The sequence below is a fragment of the Streptomyces sp. NPDC048751 genome, assembly GCF_043198595.1.
Classification (GTDB): Bacteria; Actinomycetota; Actinomycetes; order Streptomycetales; family Streptomycetaceae; genus Streptomyces.
The window spans coordinates 328,631-351,802 of the sequence record NZ_JBICUX010000001.1; the positions used below are offsets into that span (position 1 = coordinate 328,631).

The 23,172-nt window shown below is 72.3% G+C and carries 20 protein-coding genes and 1 pseudogene; 10 read left to right on the forward strand and 11 right to left on the reverse strand.

The window, feature by feature from the left end:
* Positions 1-78 precede the first annotated feature (78 nt).
* Positions 79-828: pseudogene (locus tag ACGFNV_RS01450) on the forward strand (YbhN family protein); the annotation flags it as partial.
* A 155-nt stretch (positions 829-983) separates the two neighbouring features.
* Here ACGFNV_RS01450 and ACGFNV_RS01455 read toward each other — a convergent pair.
* Positions 984-1,763, reverse strand: coding sequence for a creatininase family protein (locus ACGFNV_RS01455; RefSeq protein ID WP_393618449.1), 780 nt, complete (start codon positions 1,761-1,763; stop codon positions 984-986).
* 39 nt (positions 1,764-1,802) lie between these two features.
* Here ACGFNV_RS01455 and ribA point away from each other — a divergent pair, with 39 nt between their 5' ends.
* The 4 genes from ribA to ACGFNV_RS01475 all read left to right on the forward strand — a co-directional run bounded on the left by ribA (position 1,803) and on the right by ACGFNV_RS01475 (position 5,963).
* A complete protein-coding gene (gene ribA, locus ACGFNV_RS01460) occupies positions 1,803-2,462 on the forward strand; it encodes a GTP cyclohydrolase II (protein WP_393618450.1) in 660 nt (219 codons plus the stop codon).
* A 108-nt stretch (positions 2,463-2,570) separates the two neighbouring features.
* Positions 2,571-3,716, forward strand: a complete 1,146-nt coding sequence (locus ACGFNV_RS01465; protein ID WP_393618452.1) for an NAD(P)/FAD-dependent oxidoreductase — start codon at positions 2,571-2,573, stop codon at positions 3,714-3,716.
* Positions 3,713-4,783, forward strand: a complete 1,071-nt coding sequence (locus tag ACGFNV_RS01470; protein WP_393618453.1) for a saccharopine dehydrogenase — start codon at positions 3,713-3,715, stop codon at positions 4,781-4,783. Before ACGFNV_RS01465 ends, ACGFNV_RS01470 begins: the two co-directional genes overlap by 4 nt.
* Positions 4,776-5,963 carry a saccharopine dehydrogenase family protein gene (locus ACGFNV_RS01475; protein WP_393618455.1) on the forward strand — a complete coding sequence of 396 codons (1,188 nt, stop codon included), beginning with the start codon at positions 4,776-4,778 and terminating at the stop codon, positions 5,961-5,963. The genes ACGFNV_RS01470 and ACGFNV_RS01475 overlap by 8 nt, the downstream gene beginning before the upstream one ends.
* 13 nt (positions 5,964-5,976) lie before the next feature.
* Here the strand turns inward: ACGFNV_RS01475 and ACGFNV_RS01480 are convergent, their stop codons facing one another.
* From ACGFNV_RS01480 to ACGFNV_RS01490, 3 genes are all read right to left on the reverse strand, one after another.
* A complete protein-coding gene (locus tag ACGFNV_RS01480; RefSeq protein WP_393618456.1) occupies positions 5,977-7,203 on the reverse strand; it encodes a serine hydrolase domain-containing protein in 1,227 nt (408 codons plus the stop codon).
* A gap of 64 nt (positions 7,204-7,267) precedes the next feature.
* Positions 7,268-8,827 (reverse strand): MFS transporter, encoded by a 1,560-nt coding sequence (locus ACGFNV_RS01485; protein WP_393618458.1) that lies wholly within the window; start codon positions 8,825-8,827, stop codon positions 7,268-7,270.
* The gene (locus ACGFNV_RS01490; RefSeq protein ID WP_393618459.1) at positions 8,824-9,405 is read right to left on the reverse strand and encodes a TetR/AcrR family transcriptional regulator; all 582 of its coding nucleotides are present in this window, start codon (positions 9,403-9,405) and stop codon (positions 8,824-8,826) included. Before ACGFNV_RS01490 ends, ACGFNV_RS01485 begins: the two co-directional genes overlap by 4 nt.
* 80 nt (positions 9,406-9,485) lie before the next feature.
* Between ACGFNV_RS01490 and ACGFNV_RS01495 the strand changes: the two genes are divergently transcribed.
* Complete coding sequence (locus ACGFNV_RS01495) at positions 9,486-9,932, forward strand: PPOX class F420-dependent oxidoreductase (protein ID WP_393618461.1); 447 nt, start codon at positions 9,486-9,488, stop codon at positions 9,930-9,932.
* A 121-nt stretch (positions 9,933-10,053) separates the two neighbouring features.
* Positions 10,054-11,121 (forward strand): N-acetylmuramoyl-L-alanine amidase, encoded by a 1,068-nt coding sequence (locus ACGFNV_RS01500; protein WP_393618463.1) that lies wholly within the window; start codon positions 10,054-10,056, stop codon positions 11,119-11,121.
* A 9-nt stretch (positions 11,122-11,130) separates the two neighbouring features.
* Here the strand turns inward: ACGFNV_RS01500 and ACGFNV_RS01505 are convergent, their stop codons facing one another.
* Positions 11,131-12,054: a phosphotransferase family protein gene (locus tag ACGFNV_RS01505; RefSeq protein WP_393618465.1), complete on the reverse strand. Its 924-nt coding sequence runs from the start codon at positions 12,052-12,054 to the stop codon at positions 11,131-11,133.
* A gap of 76 nt (positions 12,055-12,130) precedes the next feature.
* A complete protein-coding gene (helR, locus tag ACGFNV_RS01510; protein ID WP_393618466.1) occupies positions 12,131-14,302 on the reverse strand; it encodes an RNA polymerase recycling motor ATPase HelR in 2,172 nt (723 codons plus the stop codon).
* Positions 14,303-14,533: 231 nt separating this feature from the next.
* Here helR and ACGFNV_RS01515 point away from each other — a divergent pair, with 231 nt between their 5' ends.
* The gene (locus ACGFNV_RS01515; RefSeq protein ID WP_393618468.1) at positions 14,534-14,944 is read left to right on the forward strand and encodes a VOC family protein; all 411 of its coding nucleotides are present in this window, start codon (positions 14,534-14,536) and stop codon (positions 14,942-14,944) included.
* A 55-nt stretch (positions 14,945-14,999) separates the two neighbouring features.
* On the opposite strand, the gene ACGFNV_RS01520 is transcribed toward ACGFNV_RS01515, so the two are convergent.
* Positions 15,000-16,349: an MFS transporter gene (locus ACGFNV_RS01520; RefSeq protein ID WP_393618470.1), complete on the reverse strand. Its 1,350-nt coding sequence runs from the start codon at positions 16,347-16,349 to the stop codon at positions 15,000-15,002.
* Positions 16,350-16,480: 131 nt separating this feature from the next.
* On the reverse strand, positions 16,481-17,146 hold the full coding sequence (locus ACGFNV_RS01525; protein WP_393618471.1) for a TetR family transcriptional regulator: 666 nt from the start codon (positions 17,144-17,146) through the stop codon (positions 16,481-16,483).
* A 163-nt stretch (positions 17,147-17,309) separates the two neighbouring features.
* Between ACGFNV_RS01525 and ACGFNV_RS01530 the strand changes: the two genes are divergently transcribed.
* Both ACGFNV_RS01530 and ACGFNV_RS01535 read left to right on the forward strand, forming a co-directional pair.
* A complete protein-coding gene (locus ACGFNV_RS01530; protein ID WP_393618473.1) occupies positions 17,310-18,194 on the forward strand; it encodes a shikimate dehydrogenase in 885 nt (294 codons plus the stop codon).
* 24 nt (positions 18,195-18,218) lie between these two features.
* Positions 18,219-20,039, forward strand: a complete 1,821-nt coding sequence (locus tag ACGFNV_RS01535) for a bifunctional sugar phosphate isomerase/epimerase/4-hydroxyphenylpyruvate dioxygenase family protein (protein ID WP_393618475.1) — start codon at positions 18,219-18,221, stop codon at positions 20,037-20,039.
* Positions 20,040-20,053: 14 nt separating this feature from the next.
* On the opposite strand, the gene ACGFNV_RS01540 is transcribed toward ACGFNV_RS01535, so the two are convergent.
* The 3 genes from ACGFNV_RS01540 to gnd all read right to left on the reverse strand — a co-directional run bounded on the left by ACGFNV_RS01540 (position 20,054) and on the right by gnd (position 23,170).
* Complete coding sequence (locus ACGFNV_RS01540; RefSeq protein ID WP_393618477.1) at positions 20,054-21,496, reverse strand: membrane-associated oxidoreductase; 1,443 nt, start codon at positions 21,494-21,496, stop codon at positions 20,054-20,056.
* 197 nt (positions 21,497-21,693) lie between these two features.
* Positions 21,694-22,281 carry a histidine phosphatase family protein gene (locus ACGFNV_RS01545; protein ID WP_393618479.1) on the reverse strand — a complete coding sequence of 196 codons (588 nt, stop codon included), beginning with the start codon at positions 22,279-22,281 and terminating at the stop codon, positions 21,694-21,696.
* 7 nt (positions 22,282-22,288) lie between these two features.
* Complete coding sequence (gnd, locus tag ACGFNV_RS01550) at positions 22,289-23,170, reverse strand: phosphogluconate dehydrogenase (NAD(+)-dependent, decarboxylating) (RefSeq protein WP_393618480.1); 882 nt, start codon at positions 23,168-23,170, stop codon at positions 22,289-22,291.
* Positions 23,171-23,172: the final 2 nt, after the last annotated feature.

The following is a 23,172-nucleotide window of genomic DNA, read 5'->3' on the forward strand; positions in this document are numbered from 1 at the left end:
CCCCGGTCCCGCGGTCGCCTCCGCACCCACCTGGGTACGGCCGCCGGTGTCGCCATCCTCGCCGTGCTGCTGTGGCGGATGGGCACCGGTGTCTTCCTGGACGGCCTGCGACGCATCGACGTACCGACGCTGCTGCTGGCGCTCGGGATCGGCGTCGCCACCACCGTGCTCAGCGCGTGGCGGTGGGCGCTCGTGGCCCGCGGCCTGCGCATCCGGCTGCCGTTCGGCGCGGCCGTCGCCGACTACTACCGCGCGCTGTTCCTCAACGCGGCCCTGCCCGGCGGCGTCCTCGGCGACGTGCACCGGGCCGTACGCCACGGGCAGAGCGAGGGCGACCTCGCGCGGGGCGTGAAGGCCGTGGTCCTGGAGCGCACCGCGGGGCAACTCGTGCTGGTGGTCGCAGGCGTGACGGTCCTGCTCACCGTGGACTCCCCGGTACGGCAGGACGTGCGTGGCCTCGTCCCGCTGTTCGCGCTGGTCGGGGCGGGCGCCCTCGCCGTGGTCCTCGCCGTGCGGATGAACCGCTCGTCGTCCATGTCGCGTCGGGGCCGGGCCCTGCGCGGGATGCTGGCCGAGGCGCGCGAGGGGCTGCTGTCCCGGCGCAACGGCCCTGGCGTCCTGGTGTCGTCCGTCGCCGTCCTGGCCGGTCACGTCGCGATGTTCGTGCTCGCCGCCCGGGTCGCCGGCTCCGCCGCCTCCGCCCTGGCGCTGCTGCCGCTCGCCGTCCTGGCCCTGCTCGCCATGGGCCTGCCGTTGAACGTCGGTGGCTGGGGCCCCCGGGAGGGTGTCACCGCCTGGGCGTTCGGCGCCGCCGGGCTCGGCGCGGACACCGGACTGGCCGTGGCCGTCGTGTACGGAGTGCTGAGCTTCGTCGCCGCGCTGCCGGGCGCCCTCGTCCTGGTGGCCCGCTGGTACACCGGCCTGCGTGCCGGCGCCGGGGCGGCGGTGACCGCCCAGGAACCCGACGCCACACCGGTGGAGGCCTACGCGCCCGCGCTTCCGGAGCCGCGCTCGGCCGAAGTGAGCAGCGAGAAATACGACTTGAAGGAATCCGCGAAGCTCGCCAGCAGTTCCTTCCCCTTTTCCGCGGAACCGAGGGAGGGACGGCCGATGACGCCCGAATCGGTATAGGCGGACATTCCCACGGTGAGGAGATGACGACGGTCGTCCGCGACGAAATCGGCGGACTCGTAGCCGGGCCGGATCAATTCGGGATGGGCGTGCAGAAGGATGGAGGTCTCGATTTCCCCGGCGTGCATGTCGGTGAGCAGCGAGGTCACCACCCCGGCCCGCTCCCGCGCCGCCTCCCAGTCCTCCGGGGCCGGGAAGAGCGCCATCCGCTCACCGCGCGCGGAGGCCTCCTGGACCACGTTGCCCAGGACGTAGTTGCCGCCGTGCCCGTTGACGACCACCAGGGCCTCGACGCCCGAGCGGCGGAGCGACGCCGCGATGTCCCGTACCACCGCGTGAAGGGTCACGGAGGAGATGCTGACGGTTCCCGGCCAGTCCGCGTGCTCGTGCGAGCAGCCGATGGTCACCGGAGGAAGGAGGTGCACGGGGTACGCGGCGGCGATCTCCCGGGCGATGGCACAGGCCACCAGCGTGTCGGTGGCCAGCGGCAGATACGGGCCGTGCTGCTCGAAGCTTCCGACGGGAAGGATCGCGACCTGCGTTGAGACGCTCGCGCCTCGCGTCCGTACGTCTTCGGTAGTGTCCGCCGGCACCAGACCGTACGCCTCCGACCGTATTCCCGAACCACTCATCTTTTCACGGCCTTTCGTCTCTGCTTAGGAACCCAGATCATGACAGAAAAAATTGGCGTGCTCGGCAAGAAGTCACCGCAGCGCACGGGCGTGGAGCGCGTGGTGAATGCCCCGCTTCCCACTGTGTACGGACAGTTCCAGGCGGTCGGTTATCTCGACCACGACCGCGGTGACGAACAAGTGGCCCTGGTCTACGGTGACATCGGCACGGACGGCGTCCTGACCCGGCTGCACTCGGAGTGCCTGACCGGTGACGCCTTCGGCTCCCAGCACTGCGAGTGCGGCGACCAGCTGGCCTCGGCGCTGCGTGCCGTCGTCGCCGAGGGCAGCGGGATCGTCGTCTACCTCAGAGGGCATGAAGGCCGTGGCATCGGCCTGCTCGCCAAGCTGCGCGCCATGGCCCTGCAGGCGGAGGGCCTGGACACCGTCGAGGCCAACCTCGCGCTGGGCCTGCCGGTGGACGCCCGCGACTACGGCGTGGCCGCGGAGATGCTGAAGGACCTGGGCGTGCGGTCCGTCCGCCTGATGTCGAACAACCCGCGCAAGCGTGACGCGCTGACGCAGAACGGCATCCAGGTCGCCGAGCAGGTCCCGCTGCTCATACCGCCGTGCGAGAGCAACATCACCTACCTCAGGACCAAGCGGGAGCGCCTCGACCACCACCTGCCCCACCTGGACGCGGTCGCGCACTGGTCCTGACCCCGGCCTGGGCGGTATCCCAGGAGTACGCATCCGGCCCCGGCGCCATTGCCGGGGCCGTTCGCCGTCACAGGCGAACCGAGCCACACACAAAGGGGAGCCGCCCGAGTGAACACGCATGCCTCGGTCGTCGTCATCGGCGGCGGTGTGATGGGCACCAGCATCGCTCACCACCTGGCCGCCGCGGGCGTCCGTGACGTCGTTCTCGTCGAACGCGACGAACTGGCCGCAGGGTCCACCTCGAAGGCCGCGGGCGGGGTACGGGCGCAGTTCTCCGACACGCTCAACATCCAGCTCGGGGCACGCAGCCTGGAGGCGTTCGGGCGGTTCGGCGAGGAGTTCGGACAGGACATCGGGCTGCACCGGGTCGGCTATCTGTTCCTGCTGTCGACGCCCGAGGAGGTGGCCGCCTTCGAGGCGGGCGTCGCGCTGCAGAACTCCCTCGGCGTGCCCAGCCGCATGATCACCCCGGCCGAGGCCCGCCGCCTCTCCCCGCTGATCAGCACCGACGGCCTCCTCGCGGCCGCCTACTCGCCGGACGACGGCCACTGCACCCCCGAGGCCGTCGTCCACGGCTACGCGGCCGCCGCCCGCGGGCGGGGCGTGCAGATCCTGCGCCACACCGCCGTCACCGGCATCGAACTGCGCGGCGACACCATCACCGCCGTCGTGACCACCCTCGGCCGGATCGCCACGAACACGGTGATCTGCGCGGCCGGCGCCTGGTCCCGGGCGATCGGCGCCATGGTCGGCGTGGACCTGCCGGTGCAGCCCCTGCGCCGCCAGATCGCGGTCACCGAAGCGGTCCCCGGACTGCCGGCCGGGCTGCCCATGACCATCGACTTCACCAGCAGCCTCTACTTCCACGCGGAGGGCCCCGGTCTCCTCGTCGGCATGTCCGACCCCGACGAACGCCCCGGCTTCGCCACCGACACCCACGACCGCTGGATCCCCCGACTGGCCGCGGCCATGCAGCGCCGCGCCCCCGCCCTGCTCGACACGCGCCGCACCGGCGGCTGGGCCGGTCTGTACGAGGTCACCCCGGACCACAACGCGCTGATCGGCGAGGCGACTTCGGTATCCCGTTTTCTGTATGCCACCGGCTTCTCGGGGCACGGCTTCCTCCAGGGACCGGCCGTCGGCGAGGTGGTCCGCGACCTGTACCTGGGCCGCGTACCCTTCGTGGACGTCAGCCCCCTGAGCGCCGGCCGGTTCGCGGCCGACGCCCCGCGTCCGGAGGTCAACTGCGTATGACGGAACTCCACCTGTGGCTGCGCCACGAGGTCCGCACCACCGAGCGGCGCACCCCGATCGTGCCCGACGACGCACGGCGGCTCATCGAGGCCGGAGTGGCTCTGACCGTCGAGGAGTCCCCGCAGCGGATCTTCCCCGTGGAGGAGTACGAGGCGGTCGGCTGCCGTGTCGCCCCCGCGGGCTCGTGGGTGTCGGCGCCCCGTGACGCCGTCGTCCTCGGCCTGAAGGAACTCCCCGACGCGCCCGCCGAACTGACGCACCGCCACGTCTTCTTCGGCCACGCCTACAAACAGCAGCCCGGAGCCGTCGAGCTGCTGCGCCGGTTCGCCGCCGGGGGAGGGGCGCTGCTCGACCTGGAGTACCTGGTCGACGACGAGGGCCGGCGGCTCGCCGCCTTCGGCTTCTGGGCCGGCTATCTGGGCGCCGCCCTGGCCGTGCTCCAGCACCGCGGCCGTCTTGTGGCGCCGCTGCGGCCCACCGACAAGGACGAGCTGGACGACACGCTGCGCGCGGGCGCCGGGGACGCCGGGGGCGAGGACTTCACCGCGCTCGTGATCGGCGCCCTGGGCCGCAGCGGCCGGGGCGCGCGGGTCGCGTTCCACGCGGCCGGGATCGAGCCCACCTGCTGGGACCTGGCCGAGACCCGCGACCTGGACCGCCGCGCCCTGCTGGACCACGACGTCCTGGTCAACTGTGTGCTCGCCACCACCCCGGTGCCGCCCTTCGTCCGCGACCAGGACCTCGACGACCTCGCCCGCCGACTGCGCACCCTCTCCGACGTCACCTGCGACGTAGGCTCGCCCCTCAACGTCCTGCCGGTCTACGACCGCACCACCGAGTGGACGGACCCGGTACGGCGGCTGCGCAAGGAACCCCCGCTCGACCTGATCGCCATCGACAACCTGCCCTCCCTCCTGCCCCGCGAGTCCAGCGTGGACTTCTCGGCGGCCCTGCTGCTCCAGCTGCTCGACTTCACCACCGGCGGCCCCTGGGGACGCTGTCTGGACCGGTTCCACCAGGCCTGCCGTGAACTCGGCATCGAGCAAAGGGAGTTCCGCAATGACTGAGCCGGTTCCCGCGAGCGGCACCGTCCACTGGGTCGGCGCCGGACTGTCCACCGGCAGCGGCCTTTCCGCGCTGTGCGCCGACGCCGCGCGCGTACGGCTGTGGCACCGCACCGAGGAGCGCGCCGCCGAGTCCCTCGGCCGACGGGGCCTCACCGGCCGCGCCGAGCCACGCGCGTACACGCTCGACGCGCTGACCGCGGAGCTGGCGCCCGGGGACGTCGTCGTGTCGATGCTGCCCGCCCCGGAGCACGCGTCGCTGCTGGCGGCGTGTGTACGACGGCGGGCCCACTTCGCCTGCTCCAGCTACGTCTCGGACGCCGTCCTCGAGCAGGTGCCCGCGGCCACGGCGGCCGGGGTCGTGGTGCTGACCGAGGCCGGGCTCGACCCGGGCATCGACCACCTCTTCGCGCACAGCCTCGTCGCCCGCGCCCGGGAGGCGATCGGCGACGGCACGGCGGCGTCGTACGAGCTCACCTCGTACTGCGGGGGCATCCCGGCCGTCCCCAACGACTTCCGCTACCGCTTCAGCTGGGCACCCCTCGGCGTCCTCAACGCCCTGCGCTCGCCCGCCCGTTACATCGAGGACGGCGCCGAGACCGTCGCGGAGCGGCCCTGGGAGGCCACCCGTCCGCACCTGGTGCCGCGGCAGGCAACGTCTGCCGCGGCACCAGTCGGCGGCGAGACCTTCGAGGTCTACCCCAACCGCGACAGCGTGCCGTTCGTCGCCCAGTACGAACTGCCCTCCGCGTGGAAGCCGTCGCGCTTCGTACGCGGCACCCTGCGCCTGGACGGCTGGCTGCGGGCCTGGGACGCGGTGTTCGAGGAGCTCAAGGCGGGCGACGACGCCCGGATCGCCGCGCTGGCACGGGAGCTGGCGGACACCTACCCCACCACGGACGCCGACCGCGACCGTGTGGTGCTCGCGGTGTCGCTGGATGTGCGGGCCGCCAACGACCGCACCTGGTCCGGCAGTTACCTCCTGGACCTGGAGGGCGACGCGCGGGAGAGCGCCATGGCCCGCTGTGTCTCCCGCACCCTCGCCCTGGGCGTCCGCCACATACTCGACGGCTCCCTGCCGGCCGGGCTGAGCCGCGCCGCCGAGACGGCAGCCCGGTCGCAGGAGTGGCTCGACGAACTCGCCCGGGACGGAGTGGAGTTCACCCTGAGCGCCCAGGAGTGACCCGGGGCCGGGGTCAGTCCGTGATCGCCTCGTGGAGCAGTCGCTTGAGCTCGGGATAGAGCTTGAGCGACTTCCTCGGCCGCAGCTGAGTCAGGAACTGGAAGGTCAGATCACGGCCGGGGTCGACCCAGAACGTCGTCGTGGCCACCCCGCTCCAGCCGTAGGTGCCGAGGCCGGACGGGGCCTGCGTGCGCTCCGGGTCGATCACCACGGAGACACCGAGGCCGAAGCCGACGCCGTCGTTGCCGGGTTCGTCGTGGGCGGGACGGCTGCCGACCTCGCGCAGGTCGGCGCCGCCGGGCAGGTGGTTGCTCGTCATCAGGTCCACGGTCTCGGGGGCGAGCAGACGGACGCCGTCGAGTTCGCCGCGCCGCCGCAGCAGCTCCATGAACCGGTGCACGTCGTGTGCGGTCGCCACCATGCCGCCGCTGCCCGACAGGAACCGGGGGCGCCCGAACAGCGGGAGCCCGGCGATCGGTTCGATGCCGCTGTCGGTGTCGCCGTACAACTCGGCCAGCCGCCCGGCCTGTTCGTCCGTGACCTGGAACCCGGCGTCGGTCATGCCGAGCGGTCCCAGGATCCGCTCGGCGATGAACACGTCGAGCGGCTTGCCGGAGACGACCTCGATGACCCGGCCCAGGACGTTGGTGGCCACCGAGTAGTTCCACTGCGTCCCCGGCTCGAACTGCAACGGCAGTCGCGCGTACGCCTCGACGGTCCCGGCCAGGTCCGAGCCCGGCAGCACCGCCGACTCCAGACCGGCCTCGCGGTACAGGGCGTCCACGGGGTGGCAGTGGTAGAAGGCGAAGGTCAGACCGGCGGTGTGGGTCATCAGGTGCCGCACGCGTATGGGGTCCTCGACCGGGCGGGTCCGCATCCCGGCACCGGTACCGTCGACGTACACCCGCTGCTCGGCGAAGGCCGGGAGATGCTCGGCGACCGGGTCGTCGAGCGACAGCGCGCCCTCCTCGACCAGCATCAGCGCGGCGACGGACGTGACCGGCTTGGTCATGGAGTAGATGCGGTACAGGGTGTCGGTCTCGACCGGGAGACCGGCCGTGACGTCACGACGACCGTACGTGGTGAGGTGGGCGACGCGACCGCCGCGGGAGACCGCCGTGAGGAAGCCGGGCAGCCGCCCCTCGTCGACGAGGCGGGCGACGTGCCGGTCGAGGCGGCCCAGCGCCCTCGCGTCCAGCCCGACCTCGCTCGGCTCGACCTCTTGCCGCAGCTGTGCCATCACTCTGTCCTCCATCGCGTTCGTCGAGGTGCGCTCGGGCATACTCGCCCGGACGGCCTCAGACTCATCGTCGCGCAGGAACACCTGAGCGGTCCTCCGCATCGTCCTGATCTGTGATCATCGCGACAGCGCGCCCCGGCAGCGCGCACCCGGCCACCGCCCCGACCAGGGCCACAGCGGCCAGGACGAGCATCGGCGAGCGAGCCGTGCCGAGCCCCATGAGCAGGGCCGCCACGGCCACGCCCAGCACCGGTCCGACGTTCATCGCGGTCTGCTGCAACCCGCCCGCCACCCCGGCCGACGCCACGGGAGCCCGCCGTACGACGACATGCGTCGCCGCCACCATCACGGTCCCGAACCCCGCGCCCAGCAGCGCGAAACCGGCGCACAGCGTGAGTGTGTCCGCCGCCCGGGAGAGCACCAGGACGCCGAGCGCGAGCACGACCGTCGCCCCCACCGTCGTGCGCCGGACACCGGCCCGGCGCAGCAGCACCGGACAGCCCATCGCCGCGACCACCATCAGGACGGCCAGTGGCACGCTGACCAGGGCGCTGCGGAACGCGTCGAGGCCCAGCTCGCCCTGGAGGATGTGGACGCACGCGAACAGCGTGCCGTTCAGGGCGGCCGACGCGGCGACCAGCACCCCGAGCGCCGCACTCACGGCCGGTACGCCGACGACGTCCGACGGCACGAGCGGGCTCACCGTGCGCCGCTCGTGCCGGACGAGGACGGCACCGGCGACGACGGCGACGGCGAGGCCGAGCCCGCCGGCCGGGAGCCGCCCGGACGCGGGGAGCGCGACGAGGGTGTGCACCAGACAGGCCAGACAGAGCGCGAGGAGCAGGGCACCGGGCAGGTCCAGACCGGGCGCCCCGCTGCGGGCGGGCCTAGGGCCTGTCGTTTGGATCAGCCCGGCGTCGCGGGGGCTGGCACGCACATCTGCCGCGTTGTCGTCAGTTGCCAACGCTCCGCGTTGACGCCCTCCTCCGCCTTGCAGCTGCACGCACCAGCCCCCGCTCGGGTCGGCTGCAAGGCACCGGGACTTACAGCCGGCCTGATCCAAACGACAGGCCCTGGGCGGGTTCCTGACGGTGAGGGCGAGCACGCCGAGCACCAGGGCCGGTGGCACGGTGAGGAAGAACACCGCCCGCCATCCGAAGCCGGTCACCAGGGCTCCGCCGACGACCGGCCCCACGGCGGCGGCCACACCGATGCCGGCGGTCCGTAGGGCGAGGGGCCGCCGCAGCCGCTCCGGTGGGTACGCGGCCCGCAGCATGCCGAGGGTGGCCGGCTGCGACAGCGCGCCGAACACGCCCTGCGCGATCCGCAGTGCGATCACCCAGCCGACCCCGGGCGCGAACCCGATGCCCGCCGAGGCGAGCCCGAAGCCGACCATGCCGACCCCGAAGGTCAGGTGGTGCCCGTACCGGTCGCCGAGCCGCCCCGCGAACACCAACAGGCCCGCCACCGCGATGAGATACCCGGTGCTGGTCCACTGGACCTGGGTGAGGGAGGCGTCCAGGTCGTGCCGCAGGGTGGGCTGCGCGATGACGAGCACCGTGCCGTCCAGGGCGACGATCACCGCTCCGGCCACGCTGCTCGTCAGCGTCAGAGCGCGGTTCACCGGCCGTCCTCCGGCCCGAGGTGCGCGTCCAGGGCCGTCCGCAGCAGCGGTACGAAGTCCTCCGTGCCGGTGGCCAGTTGGAGACTGCCCCAGGCCCACAGCTGGGCGATGCCGTGCAGGTTCGCCCACAACGCGCCCGCGACGGCCCGGGCGTCCACGTCGGGACGGGTCCGCCCGACCAGGTCCACCAGCACACCGAAGAGCGGAAGGCTGGTGTCGCGCAGGCCCAGATGACCGCTCTCCAGCAGGTCGTGACGGAACATCAGCTCGTACATCCCGGCGTTGCCGAGCGCGAAGTCCAGGTACATCCGCCCGAGCTCCGTCAGCTGTGCGCGCGGACTCGCCGTACCGTCGCCGATCGCCGTCGCGGCCCGCCGGCCCAGGTCGGCGAAGCCGCGGCGCGCGATGGCCGACAGGAGTTCCAGATGGGTGGGGAAGTACCGGCGGGGCGCGCCGTGCGAGACACCGGCCCGCCGGGCGATCTCCCGCAGGGTCAGCGCCTGGGCGCCCTCGCGGGTCACCAGGTCCACACCGACGTCGACGAGCCGGGCACGCAGCCCTGGTTCGGATGAGGTCATGGACACTGTCTACCAGCAGCGCGTAGACAGTGTCTACTCGCGGGGGGAATCGCGGCTCGCCGACACGGGTTGTTGCAGTCATGACTCAGGACGCGAACCAGAACGCACTGCTCGCGCTGCTCTCCGACGGCCGCACCGGGGTGCTGGTCACCCTCAAACGCGACGGCCGCCCCCAGCTGTCGAACGTGAGCCACCACTACTACCCGGAGGAGGGGATCGTCCGGATCTCCGTCACCGACGACCGCGCCAAGACCCGCAACCTGCGCCGGGATCCGCGAGCCTCGTACCACGTGACCACCCCCGGCCACCGCGCCTACACGGTCGTCGAGGGCACGGCCGACCTCGCGCCGGTCGCGAAGGACCCGTACGACGAGACGGTCGAGGAACTGGTCCGTCTCTACCGCGACGTCCAGGGCGAGCACCCCGACTGGGACGACTTCCGGGCCGCCATGGTCCGGGACCGCCGCCTGGTGGTCCGGCTGCGCGTGGACCGGGCGTACGGCATCCCCGAGGCCGCCCAGGCCTGATCGGGCCGGAGGGGTGTTCGAGCGACAACTGTGCGCTCCTGTGATGGCTTGGATTCCTCCAGCCGAGCCCGCCCTGCCGTCCTACCCTGCGTAAGGGGTGACGAGAGGGATCGGAGGCCCGATGGCCGCACCGCTCAGCGCTGCCAGACTGCTCGCCGCACTGCTCGCCGAGGGCTGCACCGTGCACGAGGTCCGCGGCTGGCGGACCCACAACCGCAACGGTGTGGGCGCCTGGGGCCCGGTGTACGGCGTGATGGACCACCACACCGCGACCGGGCCAGGGGTCGACGTCGTCGACCTCATCTACGACGGCCGCAGCGACCTGCCCGGCCCGCTGGCCACCGGCTGCATCACCAAGGACGGCGTCGTCCACCTCGTCGGCAACGGTCGCGCCAACCACGCCGGCGGGGGCGACGGGGCCGTACTCGCCGCCGTGCGCGCGGAGTCGTACGGCGACCGCCCGCCCGCGCCCCACCAGCACGAGGGCTCCAGCGGAGCGGTCGACGGCAACCGCCACTTCTACGGCTTCGAGTGCGAGAACCTCGGCACCGGCAAAGACCCGTGGCCGCGCGCCCAGTACGTCGCGATGGTCAAGGCCAACGCCGCGATCTGCCGCGCCCACGGCTGGAGCCACAAGAGCGCGATCGGCCACCTGGAGTGGAGCGACTGGAAGCCCGACCCGCGCGGCTTCGCCATGAAGGACTTCCGCCGTGATCTGGCCGACTGCCTGGCACTGCCGGCCGGCCGCTGGGAGAAGGAGGACCCCATGCCCCTCTACGTCAACCTCGGCATCGACGCGCCCTTCGCGCTCCGGCCCGGCGGCGCCTGGGACGCCATAGAGTTCACCGCCGAGTGGGCCGACGAACCCGGCGGCCACGCCAACGACGGCTCCGTCTTCGTCCGCGGCCCGGCCCGCTTCACCGGCGAACTCAACCTGCGGGTCTCCGGCCTCGCGGCGGGCCGTGTCCTCCAGGTCCGCCAGTCGGAGGTCGACGCCACCGGCGGGTACGTCACCGACCACCCCATCGGCGAACTCGTCGGCACCTCCGGCGAGACGTTCGGCAAATTACCGATCACCGGCCGCATCGGCTCCGGCCGTCAGATGCGCATCCGGCTGAAGGCCTTCGAGACGGTGCCGGTGCGGGTCACCGGCGCGGTGCTGAAGGTCCTGGTCTGGAAGGAAGGCTGACCACCGAGGTCACGCCGTGCGGAACCACGCCCGGGCCAGCGCGGGCAGTGTCTCCTCGGCGGGGGTGCCCAGTTCCCGCATGTACCAGGGGAGGTCGCTGTACACGTGCAGCAGCGTGTACGCGAGCAGCACCCTCGGCTCGAAGGCATGTCCGTACGCGTTGGCGAGGCGGCCGAGCAGCTTCGGGTCGCCCCGGGTGACGAACAGGCCGACCCCGACGAAGTCGTACGCACGGTCGCCGATCATGGCCGGCTCGAAGTCGAAGAGCCCCGTCAGACGCCAGCCGTCGGGGTCGACCAGGAAGTGCTGCCGCATGATCTCGGTGTGCAGCAGGGAACGGCGCGGAGCGGGCGGCAGGGGAACCGCGGCGAGGAACTCCGGGATCTGATCCAGCCAGGCTGCCGACAGCCCGTGCCCGCGCTGCTGCTCCACGGTCTCGCGGCGCCGGCGGTCCGTGAACGCGCCCCAACTCCCGGGCCCCAGCACGTCCTCCAGGGGAGCGGGGTCCAGGGAGTGGAGTACGGCGAGGAGCTGGCCGATCTCGGCGACCAGCCGCTCCCGGTCGGCCTGCGGCACGCGCTCCCAGACGTGGGCCAGGTTCTCGCCGGGCAGCCGCGACATCAGGACGTACCGCCAGCCGTTCTCGTACGCCCCGAAGTCCTCCACCCGGGGGGTCGGCACGGGCAGCAACCCGTGGAGATGGGACAGCACACGCCCTTCGGCGAGGCCGTCCCGCGCGGCGGATCCGGGGAACAGCTTGAGGACGAGGTCGTCACCGACGGCGTAGACCGGCTGCGTCCCGTCCGGGAAGCGGGTCAGCGGTGCGCCCGCCAGACCGAGGCGCCCGCAGAGGTCCTCCGCCCCGGCCCGCATCACCGTCTCGTCGGCAATGACCGCGTCCCATTCTTCGTCTGTTTCCACCGGAGGCAGCATGATCGAGACCGTAGGCGGACTGGTTGTCGTACGGCAACGTATTTCTGACGGTCGGCGCGCGTACACGCGCACGACGTCAGGAGCCGCTGAGGACGACCAGTTGCCGGGTCGCGCGGGTCATCGCGACATACCGGTCGACCGCTCCTTCGACGCCCTCGCCGAACTTCTCCGGGTCGACGAGGACGACCAGGTCGAACTCGAGCCCCTTCGACAGCTGCGGGGTCAGCGAGCGGACGCGGGACGACGTCGGCCGGAACGTGGGATCGCCGATGACACAGGCGATGCCCTCGGCGTGTGCCGCGAGCCAGGTGTCGAGGATCGAGTGCAGGTCCGAGGCGGAGCCGTGGACGACGGGGACCCCGCCGCTGCGGATGGAGGTCGGCACGTTGGCGTCCGGGAGCACGGCCCGGATGACCGGCTCGGCCTCCGTCATGATCTCCTCCGGCGTACGGTAGTTGACGCTCAGTGAGGTCAGGTCGATCCGGTCGAGACCGACCCGCTTCAGCCGTTCCCGCCACGACTCCGTGAAGCCGTGCCTGGCCTGGGCGCGGTCCCCGACGATCGTGAAGCTGCGGGACGGGCACCGCAGCAGCAGCATCTGCCACTCCGCGTCGGTCAGTTCCTGCGCCTCGTCCACGACGACGTGCGCGAACGGGCCGGCGAGCAGGTCCGGGTCGGCGACGGTCAGTTCCGCGTCGTCGACCAGACTGACCTTGGCGTCCTCGCCGCGCAGCATCGTCACCAGGCCTTCGCCGTCGTCTCCGTCGGCGCCGGAGTCGGCCACGGCCCGGATCAGGTTGTCGACGACCTGGTCCATACGCTCGCGCTGGGCGGCGAGGACGGCCTTGTGCCGGCGGGTGCGCCTCGCCGCCTCCGGGTCGCCGAGCCGCTGCCGTGCCGCGTCCAGCAGCGGCAGGTCGGACACCGTCCAGGCCTGGGCCTGCGGGCGCTGCAGCAGTGACACCTCGTCGGGCGCGAGCCAGGGAGCGCACATCCGCAGGTAGGCGGGCACCGTCCACAGGTCTCCGACCAGGTCGGCTGCTTCGAGCAGCGGCCAGGCACGGTGGAACGCCGCCGCCAGTTCCCTGTTCTGCAGCAGCGACTTGCGCAGCAGGGCGGGCGGGGCGTCGCCGTCGTGCTTGTCCATCAGGATCGTGAGCAGCTCCTCCCAGACCTGCTCGCGCGCCTCGTTGTGCGGGGTGCCCGGCTCCGCCGCCTCGAACGCCACGGCCCAGTCGTCGGCGCTGAGCCGCACGTCGGACCAGTGGGTCGTGACCGTCATCCCCTTGGCGGGCGGCTCCTCGTAGAACGTGACGGCCCTCTCGATCGCCTTCACCAGGTCCGCGGACGACTTCAGGCGGGCCACCTCCGGGTCGGCCTCGACGGTCGCCTCGGCTCCCTCGGCCACGAGGTCCCGCAGGATGCACGTCTGCACGCCCTCCTCGCCGAGGCTGGGGAGGACGTCGGCGACGTAGGCCAGGTAGGGCCGGTGCGGGCCGACGAACAGCACGCCGCCGCGGCGGTGACCGAGACGGGGCTCGGAGTGCAGGAGATAGGCGGAGCGGTGCAGGGCGACGACGGTCTTCCCCGTGCCCGGACCGCCGTCGACGACGAGGGCGCCGCGGGAGCCCGCGCGGATGATGGCGTCCTGGTCGGCCTGGATGGTGCCGAGCACGTCACGCATCCGTGGCGAACGGTCGCTGCCCAGGCTGGCGATGAAGGCGGACTGGTCGTCGAGCGCGGCGTGCCCGACGAACCCGTCCGAGGTGAACACCTCGTCCCAGTAGTCGCTGATCCGGCCTCGGGTCCAGCGGTACCTGCGGCGGCTCGCCAGGCCCATCGGGTTGGCGTGGGTGGCTCCGAAGAACGGTTCGGCCGCGGGGGAGCGCCAGTCGACCAGCAGCCGACGGCCCTCGCTGTCCGTCAGGCCGAGCCGCCCCACGTACACGGGCTCGTCGTCGTCCGTGCCGACCATGTGTCCGAGGCACAGGTCCAGACCGAAGCGGCGCAGCGCGCGCAGGCGCGCGGTCAGCCGGTGGATCTCCGCGTCCCGGTCCATCGCCTGTCGGCCCAGGCCGCCGGGCGCCCTGCGCTCCGCGTCGAGACGGTCGGACAGTTCGGCGATCGACTGCTCGAGGCACTCCGCGATGGCCGCGAAGTGCTGCTCGTCGCCGGCGATCAGCTTTGGGTCGGCCTTGGCGGAGAGGGTGTCGGGGAGGTCGAAGGCACTGGTGGACAGGGGGTTCACTGCATCAGCTCCGATGAAGAGGCCGGTTCGCGGCCATGGCGCACGGCAAGGCATCCAGGTGGGGTAGGTCGGCAATTCTGCGGTACGCCCGGGGCCTTGCCGCAAGCCCCCCAGTGCGCTATATGTTGAGAGTGGAAAGGAGTGGGTACTCCCCTTTCCCGTCTGCTCCCCCTCTTCTCCCTCTCCTCTTCTACGCTGACCGGGCAACGCCCTGGACGAAGAGGAGCCTTCATGCCGGTCAACGGTCGCAGTCACATCCGCGTCGCCCGTCCTTCCCGCGACCTCGCCGCGGCCGAGCGGTTCTGGGTGGACGGGCTGGGGCTGGGGATCGTATGGCGGGCCGAGGGCGGGGCGGAACCCGGGGAGCACGATCTGCTGATGGTGGGGTGGCCGGACGCCGACTGGCATCTGGAACTCGTGCACGAGGCGGCCCACCCCGTCGAACCCCGGCCCACCGAGGAGGATCTCCTCGTCGTGTACGTCGACGGGCCCGTGCCGGAGGATCTGGTGGCCCGCCTCGAGGAGCACGGCGGGAAGCGGGTCGCGTCGCCCAACCCGTACTGGAACGAGTGGGGTGTGACGATCGAGGACCCCGACGGCTACCGGCTGGTGCTGTGCCGACGGGGCTGGTCCAACCAGTAGGCGGACGCCGGGGGTCGGGGACCCCCGGCGCATGGGCTTCGGTCGTGAGGAGCCGTCAGGCCGTCACCGTCTCCGCCGGGGACTCCTCCCGCCGTGCCCGCTCGCCGAGCTGCTCCGTCGGGACCTTCGCGGTCTCGCGGGCCGACAGCGCGGCGACGACCGGCGGGACGCACAGGGCCGCGGTGAACAGGCCCACCGCCGACCAGTCGTCGCCGTCGGGGCCGGCGATCTGCGCGGCGAAGGTGACCGCGAAGCCGGCGACGGCGAAGCCGATCTGCGTGCCGACGGCCATGCCGGACAGCCGGACGCGGGTCGGGAACATCTCGCCGTAGAAGGAGGGCCACACGCCGTTCGCGGCGCTGTAGACGACCCCGAAGGCGACGATGCCCAGCAGGAGGGTCAGGGGGTACGAGCCGGTCGAGATCGCCCAGAGGTAGGCGAACATCGTCACCGCGCTGCCCGCGGCGCCGACCAGGTACACCGGACGCCGGCCGACGCGGTCCGACAGCGTGGCCCACAGGGGGATCGCGGCCAGCGCGACCAGGTTGGCCAGCGCGCCCACCCACAGCATCGAGGAGCGGCTCATCCCGACGGAGTCACTCGTCGCGTACGCCAGCGCCCACACCGTGAAGATCGTGCTGACCGAGGCGACGAGCGCGCCCGCGATCACACGCAGCACATCCGCCCAGTGCTCACGCAGCAGCACCGCCAGCGGCAGCTTGGCGACGCCCTCGCCCGAGGCCTGCTGCTCCGCGAAGACCGGGGTCTCCTCCAGCTTGCGCCGGATGACGTAGCCCACGACCGCGACCGCGACACTCAGCCAGAACGGGATCCGCCAGCCCCAGGACAGCAGTTGGTCGTCGGGGAGCGCGGCGACCGGGATGAAGACCAGCGTGGCGAGGAGCTGCCCGCCCTGGGTGCCGCTGAGCGTGAAACTGGTGAAGAAACCGCGCCGGTGCGGTGGCGCGTGTTCCAGGGTCATGGAGTTGGCGCTGGCCTGCTCGCCCGCCGCCGAGATCCCCTGCAGCACCCGGCACAGGACCAGCAGGACGGGAGCGAGGGTGCCGACCTGGGCGCGGGTGGGCAGACAGCCGATGAGGAACGTCGACAGGCCCATGAGGATCAGCGTGAAGACCATGATCTTCTTACGGCCGACCCGGTCGCCGAAGTGCCCGAGGAACAGGGCGCCGACGGGACGGGCGGCGTACGCGACGCCGAACGTGGCCAGCGACAGCAGGGTGGCGGTCGCCGGGTCGGACTTGTCGAAGAAGATCTCGGGGAAGATCAGCGCGGCGGCACTGCCGTAGATGAAGAAGTCGTAGTACTCCAGGGCGCTGCCGATCCAGGCCGCAGTGGCGGCCTTCTTCGGCTGGCCCGTGGGCGGGGACGGGGCGGGGACGGACACGGCGTGCTCCTTGTGAGCGGAGGCGGGGAGGTGCCGGATCTCGGCTAATTAACCCACTGGGTAGTTAGTCGCGGTGGGTGGGATGTTGCGCCGTTGTTTCCCCGGGTGTCAAGAGGTCGCGCGCGGCGCGCTCACTCCGCCGAGCGCTCCGCCGTCAGGTAGGCGATCACCATGTCGCCCAGCATGGTGCGGTAGTGCTCGCGCTGGGCCGGGTCCACCAGGTCCCGGCCGAAGAGCGCGCCGAAGGTGTGCCGGTTGGCGACCCGGAAGAAGCAGAACGAGCTGATCATCGCGTGCAGGTCGACGGCGTCGACGTCGGCCGTGAACAGGCCGGACTCCCGGCCCGACGCCAGGATCCGGCGGATCACGTCGAGGGCGGGCGAGCCGATCCGGCCGAGCTTCTCGGAGGCCGCGATGTGTTCCGCGCCGTGGATGTTCTCGATGCTGACCAGGCGGATGAAGTCGGGGTGCTGCTCATGGTGGTCGAAGGTGAGCTCGGCCAGGCGCCGGATGGCCGCGACGGGGTCGAGGTGGTCGACGTCGAGGCTCTGCTCGGCCTCGCGGATCACGCCGTACGCCCGCTCCAGGACGGCCGTGAACAGCTGTTCCTTGCCGCCGAAGTAGTAGTAGATCATCCGCTTGGTGGTGCGGGTGCGGGCGGCGATCTCGTCCACGCGGGCCCCGTCGTAGCCGGCCCGGGCGAACTCCTGCGTGGCGACGTCGAGGATCTCGGCCCGGGTGCGGGCGGCGTCACGGATGCGCCCGTTCGATGCTGCCGGTTCGTCGACGCTGGTCATCGGGTTCCTTCGGGCGTAGGGCCTGTGCCGGTGATTGTAGAAGCTGGGTTGTGGGGGAGGCCCGGCACGTGCGGGTTCCCCGGGGAGGGGTTCCCAGGGGCGCCTTCCGGCTGCTATGACTAACTCACCAGTTCGTACATTGTTGAGCGGCTCGGGAGGCCCTGTGCCCAAGGACTCGTATCTCGTCGGGCTGATCGGCTCCGGTATCGGCCCCTCGCTGAGTCCGGCGCTGCATCAGCGCGAGGCGGACCGGCAGGGTCTGCGCTACCTCTACCGGCTGATCGACATCGACCGCCTGGGCGTCCCGCCCGAGGCGGTGGGCGATCTGGTGCGGGCCGCCCGGGACCTGGGCTTCGACGGGCTGAACGTCACCCACCCCTGCAAGCAGCTGGTCATCCCGCACCTGGACGCGCTCTCCCCGCAGGCCGAGGCGCTCGGCGCGGTCAACACCGTCGTCTTCGACGGCGGACGCGCGGTCGGCCACAACACCGACGTCACCGGCTTCGCCGCCTCCTTCGCGCGCGGCCTGCCCGACGTACCGCTGGAGCGGGTCGTGCAGCTGGGCGCCGGCGGCGCGGGCGCGGCCGTCGCGCACGCCATGCTCACCCTCGGCGCCGAACGGGTCACCGTCGTCGACGCGCTGCCCGAGCGGGCCGCCGCCCTCGCCGCGTCCCTGAACCGGAGCTTCGGTGAGGACCGGGCGGCCGCCGCGGCCCCGGACCGGCTGCCCCAGCTCCTCGCCGAGGCCCAGGGCGTCGGCGGCCTTGTCAACGCGACCCCCGCCGGCATGGCCGCCCACCCCGGACCGCCCCTGCCCGCCGAGTTGCTGCACCCCCGGCTGTGGGTCGCCGACGTGGTCTACCGACCGCTGGAGACCGAGCTGCTGCGCACCGCCCGCGCGCTGGGCTGCGTCACCCTCGACGGCGGCGGCATGGCCGTCTTCCAGGCCGTCGACGCGTTCCGTCTGTTCACCGGCCGGGAACCCGACAGCGCACGGATGCTCGCCGCGTTCGCCGAGCTGGCCGAGGCCGTCAAGGCCCCCCGGTAGAGACCAGGAGAGAGAGGTACCGAGGTGCGCACGTCCATCGCCACCGTCTCCCTGAGCGGATCCCTCACCGAGAAGCTCACCGCGGCCGCCCGGGCCGGCTTCGACGGTGTCGAGATCTTCGAGAACGACCTGCTCGCGAGTCCCCTCACCCCGGAGGAGATCCGCGTCCGCTGCGCCGACCTCGGTCTCGGCATCGACCTGTACCAGCCGATGCGGGACATCGAGGCCGTGCCCGCCGACGAGTTCGCCCGCAACCTGCGCCGCGCCCGCCACAAGTTCGACCTCATGGGCAAGCTCGGCGCGGACACCGTCCTCGTCTGCTCCAGCGTCCATCCGCGCGCCGTCGACGACGACGCGCTCGCCGCCGAGCAGCTCTGCCGACTCGCCGACCTGGCGCAGGAGTTCGGCATCCGCGTCGCCTACGAGGCGCTCGCCTGGGGACGTCACGTCAGCACCTACGACCACGCCTGGCGCATCGTCGACACCGCAGACCACCCGGCGCTCGGCACCTGCCTGGACAGCTTCCACATCCTGTCCCGGACCTCCGACCCGAAGGACCTCGCGGGCATCGAGGACATCCCCGGCGAGAAGATCTTCTTCCTCCAGCTGGCCGACGCCCCGCTGCTCGCCATGGACGTCCTCCAGTGGAGCCGGCACCACCGCTGCTTCCCCGGCCAGGGCGGCTTCGACGTCGCCGGGCTCGTCCGGCATGTCCTGCGCACCGGCTACGACGGGCCGCTCTCCCTGGAGGTCTTCAACGACGTGTTCCGGCAGGCCGAGGCCGGCCCGACCGCCGTGGACGCCCGCCGTTCGCTGCTCGTGCTCGGCGAGGAGATCGGCGGGGGGGTCGGCGAGGGAAAGGCCGGTCTCGCCGCCCTGCCCGCGCCCACCGTCCCCACCGGGGTCGCCTTCGCCGAACTGGTCACGCCCGACGCGGCGCCCGTCTCCGCCGTCCTCGCCGCGCTCGGCTTCACCCGCACCGCCCGCCACCGCGGCAAGCCCGTCGACCTGTGGGAACAGGGCGAGGCCCGGGTCCTGGTCAACACCGGCCCGGCCGGAGGCCGCGACGGCACCTGCCTCGCCGCGATCGGCCTGGAGTCACCGGACCCGTCCGCCGCCGCCCGCCGCGCCGAGGCCCTGCTCGCCCCCGTCCTGCCGCGCCGGCGCGCCCCCGAGGACGCCCCGCTCGACGCCGTCGCCGCCCCCGACGGCACGGAACTCTTCCTGTGCGCGACGGACCGGCCCGGGCTGCCGAACTGGCGGGCGGACTTCGAGGACGTCACGCGGGCCCCCGGGGCCGACGGGGGCGTGGTCCGGATCGACCACCTCTCCCTCACCCAGCCCTGGCACCACTACGACGAGGCCGTCCTCTTCCACCGCGGCGTCCTCGGCCTCGACGCCCAGGAGAGCGTGGACGTCGCCGACCCGTACGGTCTGCTGCGCAGCCGCGCGGTCACCACCGCCGACGGCAGCGTCCGGATCCCGCTCACGGTCGGCGCCGCGCCCGGCGACGACGCCGCGCACGCCCGGCACATCGCGCTGGCCACCGACGACGTGGTCGCCGCGGCCCGCCGCTTCACCGCGTCCGGCGGCCGCCTGCTGCCGATCCCCGCCAACTACTACGACGACCTCGCTGCACGCTTCGGGTTCGCCGAGGGCGAGCTGGAGACGTACCGCGAACTCGGCATCCTCTACGACCGGGACGCCCACGGTGTGTTCCGGCACTGCTACACCCACACCGTGGGCCGGGTCTTCTTCGAACTTGTCCAGCGCGACGGCGGCTACCAGGGCTACGGCGCCGCGAACGCGCAGGTGAGGCTGGCCGCCCAGCACGCGGCCCGCTGACGCGGCGCACCGCCTCACTGCCGGCTGACGGTCCTGGTCACGCCCGCGACGACCGTCGTGGCCAGGATCCAGCCGGTGACGATGAGGACGTACGACAGCGTCTGGTACCAGCCGGTCGGGGCGAACGCGGCCTCCTGCCCGAAGGAGATCACCGGCAGGAGCAGGTCGAGGGTGTAGAAGACCGGGTCGAAGTCGGGCGCCTCGGCCGCCTTGAGCGCGGGCGGGTGGTGCCCGGCGTACGCGACCGAGCCGACCGCGAGCAGGGACAGCAGCCACACGGCGGCGCGCAGCGGGCGGAAGCCGTAGCCGACGGCCGCGTCCTGGAGGTGGCCCCACACCCGGCCGTACCAGGGGAGTGTCGACCGGCGGCGGCGCTGCTTGGCGAGCTGGACGAGCCGGGCGGCCTGGTCGTCGCCGATGCGGCGGTACGCGGCCGTCAACTGCTCGTAGGCGTGCGGGTCGAACCCCTCGCCGTCGCGCTCCAGCATCGGCAGCCGACGCTCGGCGGGCTCGTGAGGGGTGAGGAAGGTGTAGGTGAGGTCGAGCAGCCGCACCTGGTCGGGCAGCATCTCCGGTTCCACGTCGAGCTGGTTGATCTCGGACCGGCGCAGGTTCAGCAGCCCCTCGACCTGGGGCCCCCGGCGCAGCCAGAACTCGCCGATCACACAACTGCTGGCCCGCAGCGCGGTGCCGCCGGGGTTGGACAGGTGGGCGTCCAGAAGATCCACGCGGCCCGGTATCCGGGCGCCGCGCAGGTCGATCCGGCCCTGGGCGCGCAGCCGTCGGCCCAGCAGGTTGGCGCCGATCTCGACGGCCTCCGCGTCGAGCACCTGGGCGCCGGGGTTGCTCAGCTCGGCGTCCTCCAGATCGAGCGAGCCGGCCACACCGGCGCCGTCGAGCCGGATCAGACCGTGCGCGCGCAGGCCCCGGGCGCACAGGTCGTCGTCGACGGTGATCTGGTTGAGCTGGAGCACGGGGTGCGTGGGCGCCGCCACGTCGACCTCCACCCCCTCCAGGAACAGCGCGCCCGCGATCTGCGCCCCGTCCAGCCGCACCGGCCCGCCGAAGCGGCATCGCGTCAGCCGCAGGCTGCCGTCGATCCGGGCCCGTGTCACCGACAGGCCGGGCATCTCGGAGTCGCGCAGGCTGAGATAGCGCAGGTGGGCGCCGACGAAGTCGGGGGCGGCCTCGAAACGGCAGTGGGTCAGGTGGATGACACTGTCGACCGCCGCGTACCGCAGCTCCAGCGAGCCGGTGACGAGCGCTCCCCTGATCTTGAGGGCCGCTATCTCCCCGGGTTCGTGCGGCCCGTTCAGCAACAGTGTCCGCAACACCCGTGCCCGGACGGTCCGTTGCGGCCCCCAGTCGCCGGCCTCCGCGCGGAAGTCCACCTCCGCACCCGTGGCGAAGGCCCGCCAGACGCGCTGTTCGGCCGGCGTGAGTTCGTTGATCTCCATCAGCGGGGACTCTGACGTGATCGACCACCACTGTCAATGCCACAGGAGGACGCGGGTCGTGGCGGCCGACGGCGGCAAGCAAGTCGTCCGCCTGACCTCCGCCGTCGACCAGAGGGGCACGCTGCGGCTCCCCGGACACGGTTACGTGACCCTGTCCTCCTCCGGGAAGCGGCGCGTCCGGGTCACCTGGGACGGCCTCAGGGACGCGTGTTCCACTCCGCGATCACCGGCCGCCCGTGTTCCGTCGACAGTCGGCTGACCGTGGCGGTCGCCAGTTGGAACAACCGGCCCTCGGCGGGCGGCAGTCCGAGGCGACGGGCCGTCAGGACCCGGAGGAAGTGGCCGTGGGCGACCAGGACGACATCGCCGTCCGGGAGGGCCGAGTCCACGCGGGCGAGCACCCGGTCGGCGCGCACTCCGACCGCCTCGGGGGACTCGCCGGGCCGGCCGTCGTCGCCGGGCGGTGTGCCGTCGGTCCACAGGTCCCAGGTGGGGCGGGTGCGGTGTATCTCCGGGGTGGTGACACCCTCGTAGCCGCCGTAGTCCCACTCGTGCAGGTCGTGTTCGGGTACGGCACCGGTGAGGCCCGCGAGTTCGGCGGTGCGGAGCGCGCGGTGCAGTGGGCTGGTGAGTGCCAGGGCGAAGGTCCGGGCGGACAGGAGTGGAGCGAGGGACTTGGCCTGTTCCTCGCCGTGCTGGGTGAGGGGCAGGTCGGTCCAGCTGGTGTGCTGTCCCGACACGCTCCACTCCGTCTCGCCGTGGCGGACCAGAAGAAGATCCCCCACGGTCGTACTACTCCTTCGCCGACTCGACCGAGTGACCGCCGAACTGGTTGCGCAGGGCGGCGATCATCTTCATCTGCGGGGAGTCGTCCTGACGGGAGGCGAACCGCGTGAAGAGGGAGGCCGTGATCGCGGGCAGCGGTACCGCGTTGTCGATGGCGGCCTCCACCGTCCAGCGGCCCTCGCCGGAGTCCTGGGCGAAGCCGCGCAGCCGCTCGAGGTGCTCGTCCTCGTCGAGGGCGTTGACCGCGAGGTCGAGCAGCCAGGAACGGATGACCGTGCCGTCCTGCCAGGAGCGGAACACCTCGCGGACGTTGTCCACGGAGTCGACCTTCTCCAGCAGCTCCCAGCCCTCCGCGTACGCCTGCATCATTGCGTACTCGATGCCGTTGTGGACCATCTTCGAGAAGTGCCCGGCGCCGACCTTGCCCGCGTGGACGTAGCCGTACGGGCCCTCCGGCTTGAGCGCCTCGAAGATCGGGTGGAGGCGTTCGACGTGCTCCTTGTCGCCGCCGACCATCAGGGCGTAGCCGTTCTGCAGGCCCCACACACCGCCGGAGACACCCGCGTCGACGAACCCGATGCCCCGGGCGCCGAGCTCCTCGGCGTGCTTCTCGTCGTCCGTCCAGCGGGAGTTGCCGCCGTCGACGACGGTGTCGCCGGACTGGAGCAGGCCGCCGAGCTCGTCGACGACCGACTGGGTCGCGGCGCCGGCCGGGACCATCACCCAGATCACGCGCGGAGCCTGGAGCTTGTCGACCAGTTCGGCGAGGCTCGCCACGTCGGAGACCTCGGGGTTGCGGTCGTAGCCGATGACGGTGTGGCCCGCGCGGCGGATCCGCTCGCGCATGTTGCCGCCCATCTTGCCGAGGCCGATGAGACCGAGCTGCATGG

What these genes read in the sequence shown, in the direction of transcription:
- ACGFNV_RS01455 (WP_393618449.1), bottom strand. Translation starts at nt 1,763, where the DNA reads ATGAGTGGTTCGGGAATACGGTCGGAGGCGTACGGTCTGGTGCCGGCG.
- ribA (WP_393618450.1), top strand. Translation starts at nt 1,803, where the DNA reads ATGACAGAAAAAATTGGCGTGCTCGGCAAGAAGTCACCGCAGCGCACG.
- ACGFNV_RS01470 (WP_393618453.1), top strand. Translation starts at nt 3,713, where the DNA reads ATGACGGAACTCCACCTGTGGCTGCGCCACGAGGTCCGCACCACCGAG.
- ACGFNV_RS01475 (WP_393618455.1), top strand. Translation starts at nt 4,776, where the DNA reads ATGACTGAGCCGGTTCCCGCGAGCGGCACCGTCCACTGGGTCGGCGCC.
- ACGFNV_RS01480 (WP_393618456.1), bottom strand. Translation starts at nt 7,203, where the DNA reads ATGGCACAGCTGCGGCAAGAGGTCGAGCCGAGCGAGGTCGGGCTGGAC.
- ACGFNV_RS01490 (WP_393618459.1), bottom strand. Translation starts at nt 9,405, where the DNA reads ATGACCTCATCCGAACCAGGGCTGCGTGCCCGGCTCGTCGACGTCGGT.
- ACGFNV_RS01495 (WP_393618461.1), top strand. Translation starts at nt 9,486, where the DNA reads ATGACTCAGGACGCGAACCAGAACGCACTGCTCGCGCTGCTCTCCGAC.
- ACGFNV_RS01500 (WP_393618463.1), top strand. Translation starts at nt 10,054, where the DNA reads ATGGCCGCACCGCTCAGCGCTGCCAGACTGCTCGCCGCACTGCTCGCC.
- ACGFNV_RS01505 (WP_393618465.1), bottom strand. Translation starts at nt 12,054, where the DNA reads ATGCTGCCTCCGGTGGAAACAGACGAAGAATGGGACGCGGTCATTGCC.
- ACGFNV_RS01515 (WP_393618468.1), top strand. Translation starts at nt 14,534, where the DNA reads ATGCCGGTCAACGGTCGCAGTCACATCCGCGTCGCCCGTCCTTCCCGC.
- ACGFNV_RS01525 (WP_393618471.1), bottom strand. Translation starts at nt 17,146, where the DNA reads ATGACCAGCGTCGACGAACCGGCAGCATCGAACGGGCGCATCCGTGAC.
- ACGFNV_RS01540 (WP_393618477.1), bottom strand. Translation starts at nt 21,496, where the DNA reads ATGGAGATCAACGAACTCACGCCGGCCGAACAGCGCGTCTGGCGGGCC.
- gnd (WP_393618480.1), bottom strand. Translation starts at nt 23,170, where the DNA reads ATGCAGCTCGGTCTCATCGGCCTCGGCAAGATGGGCGGCAACATGCGC.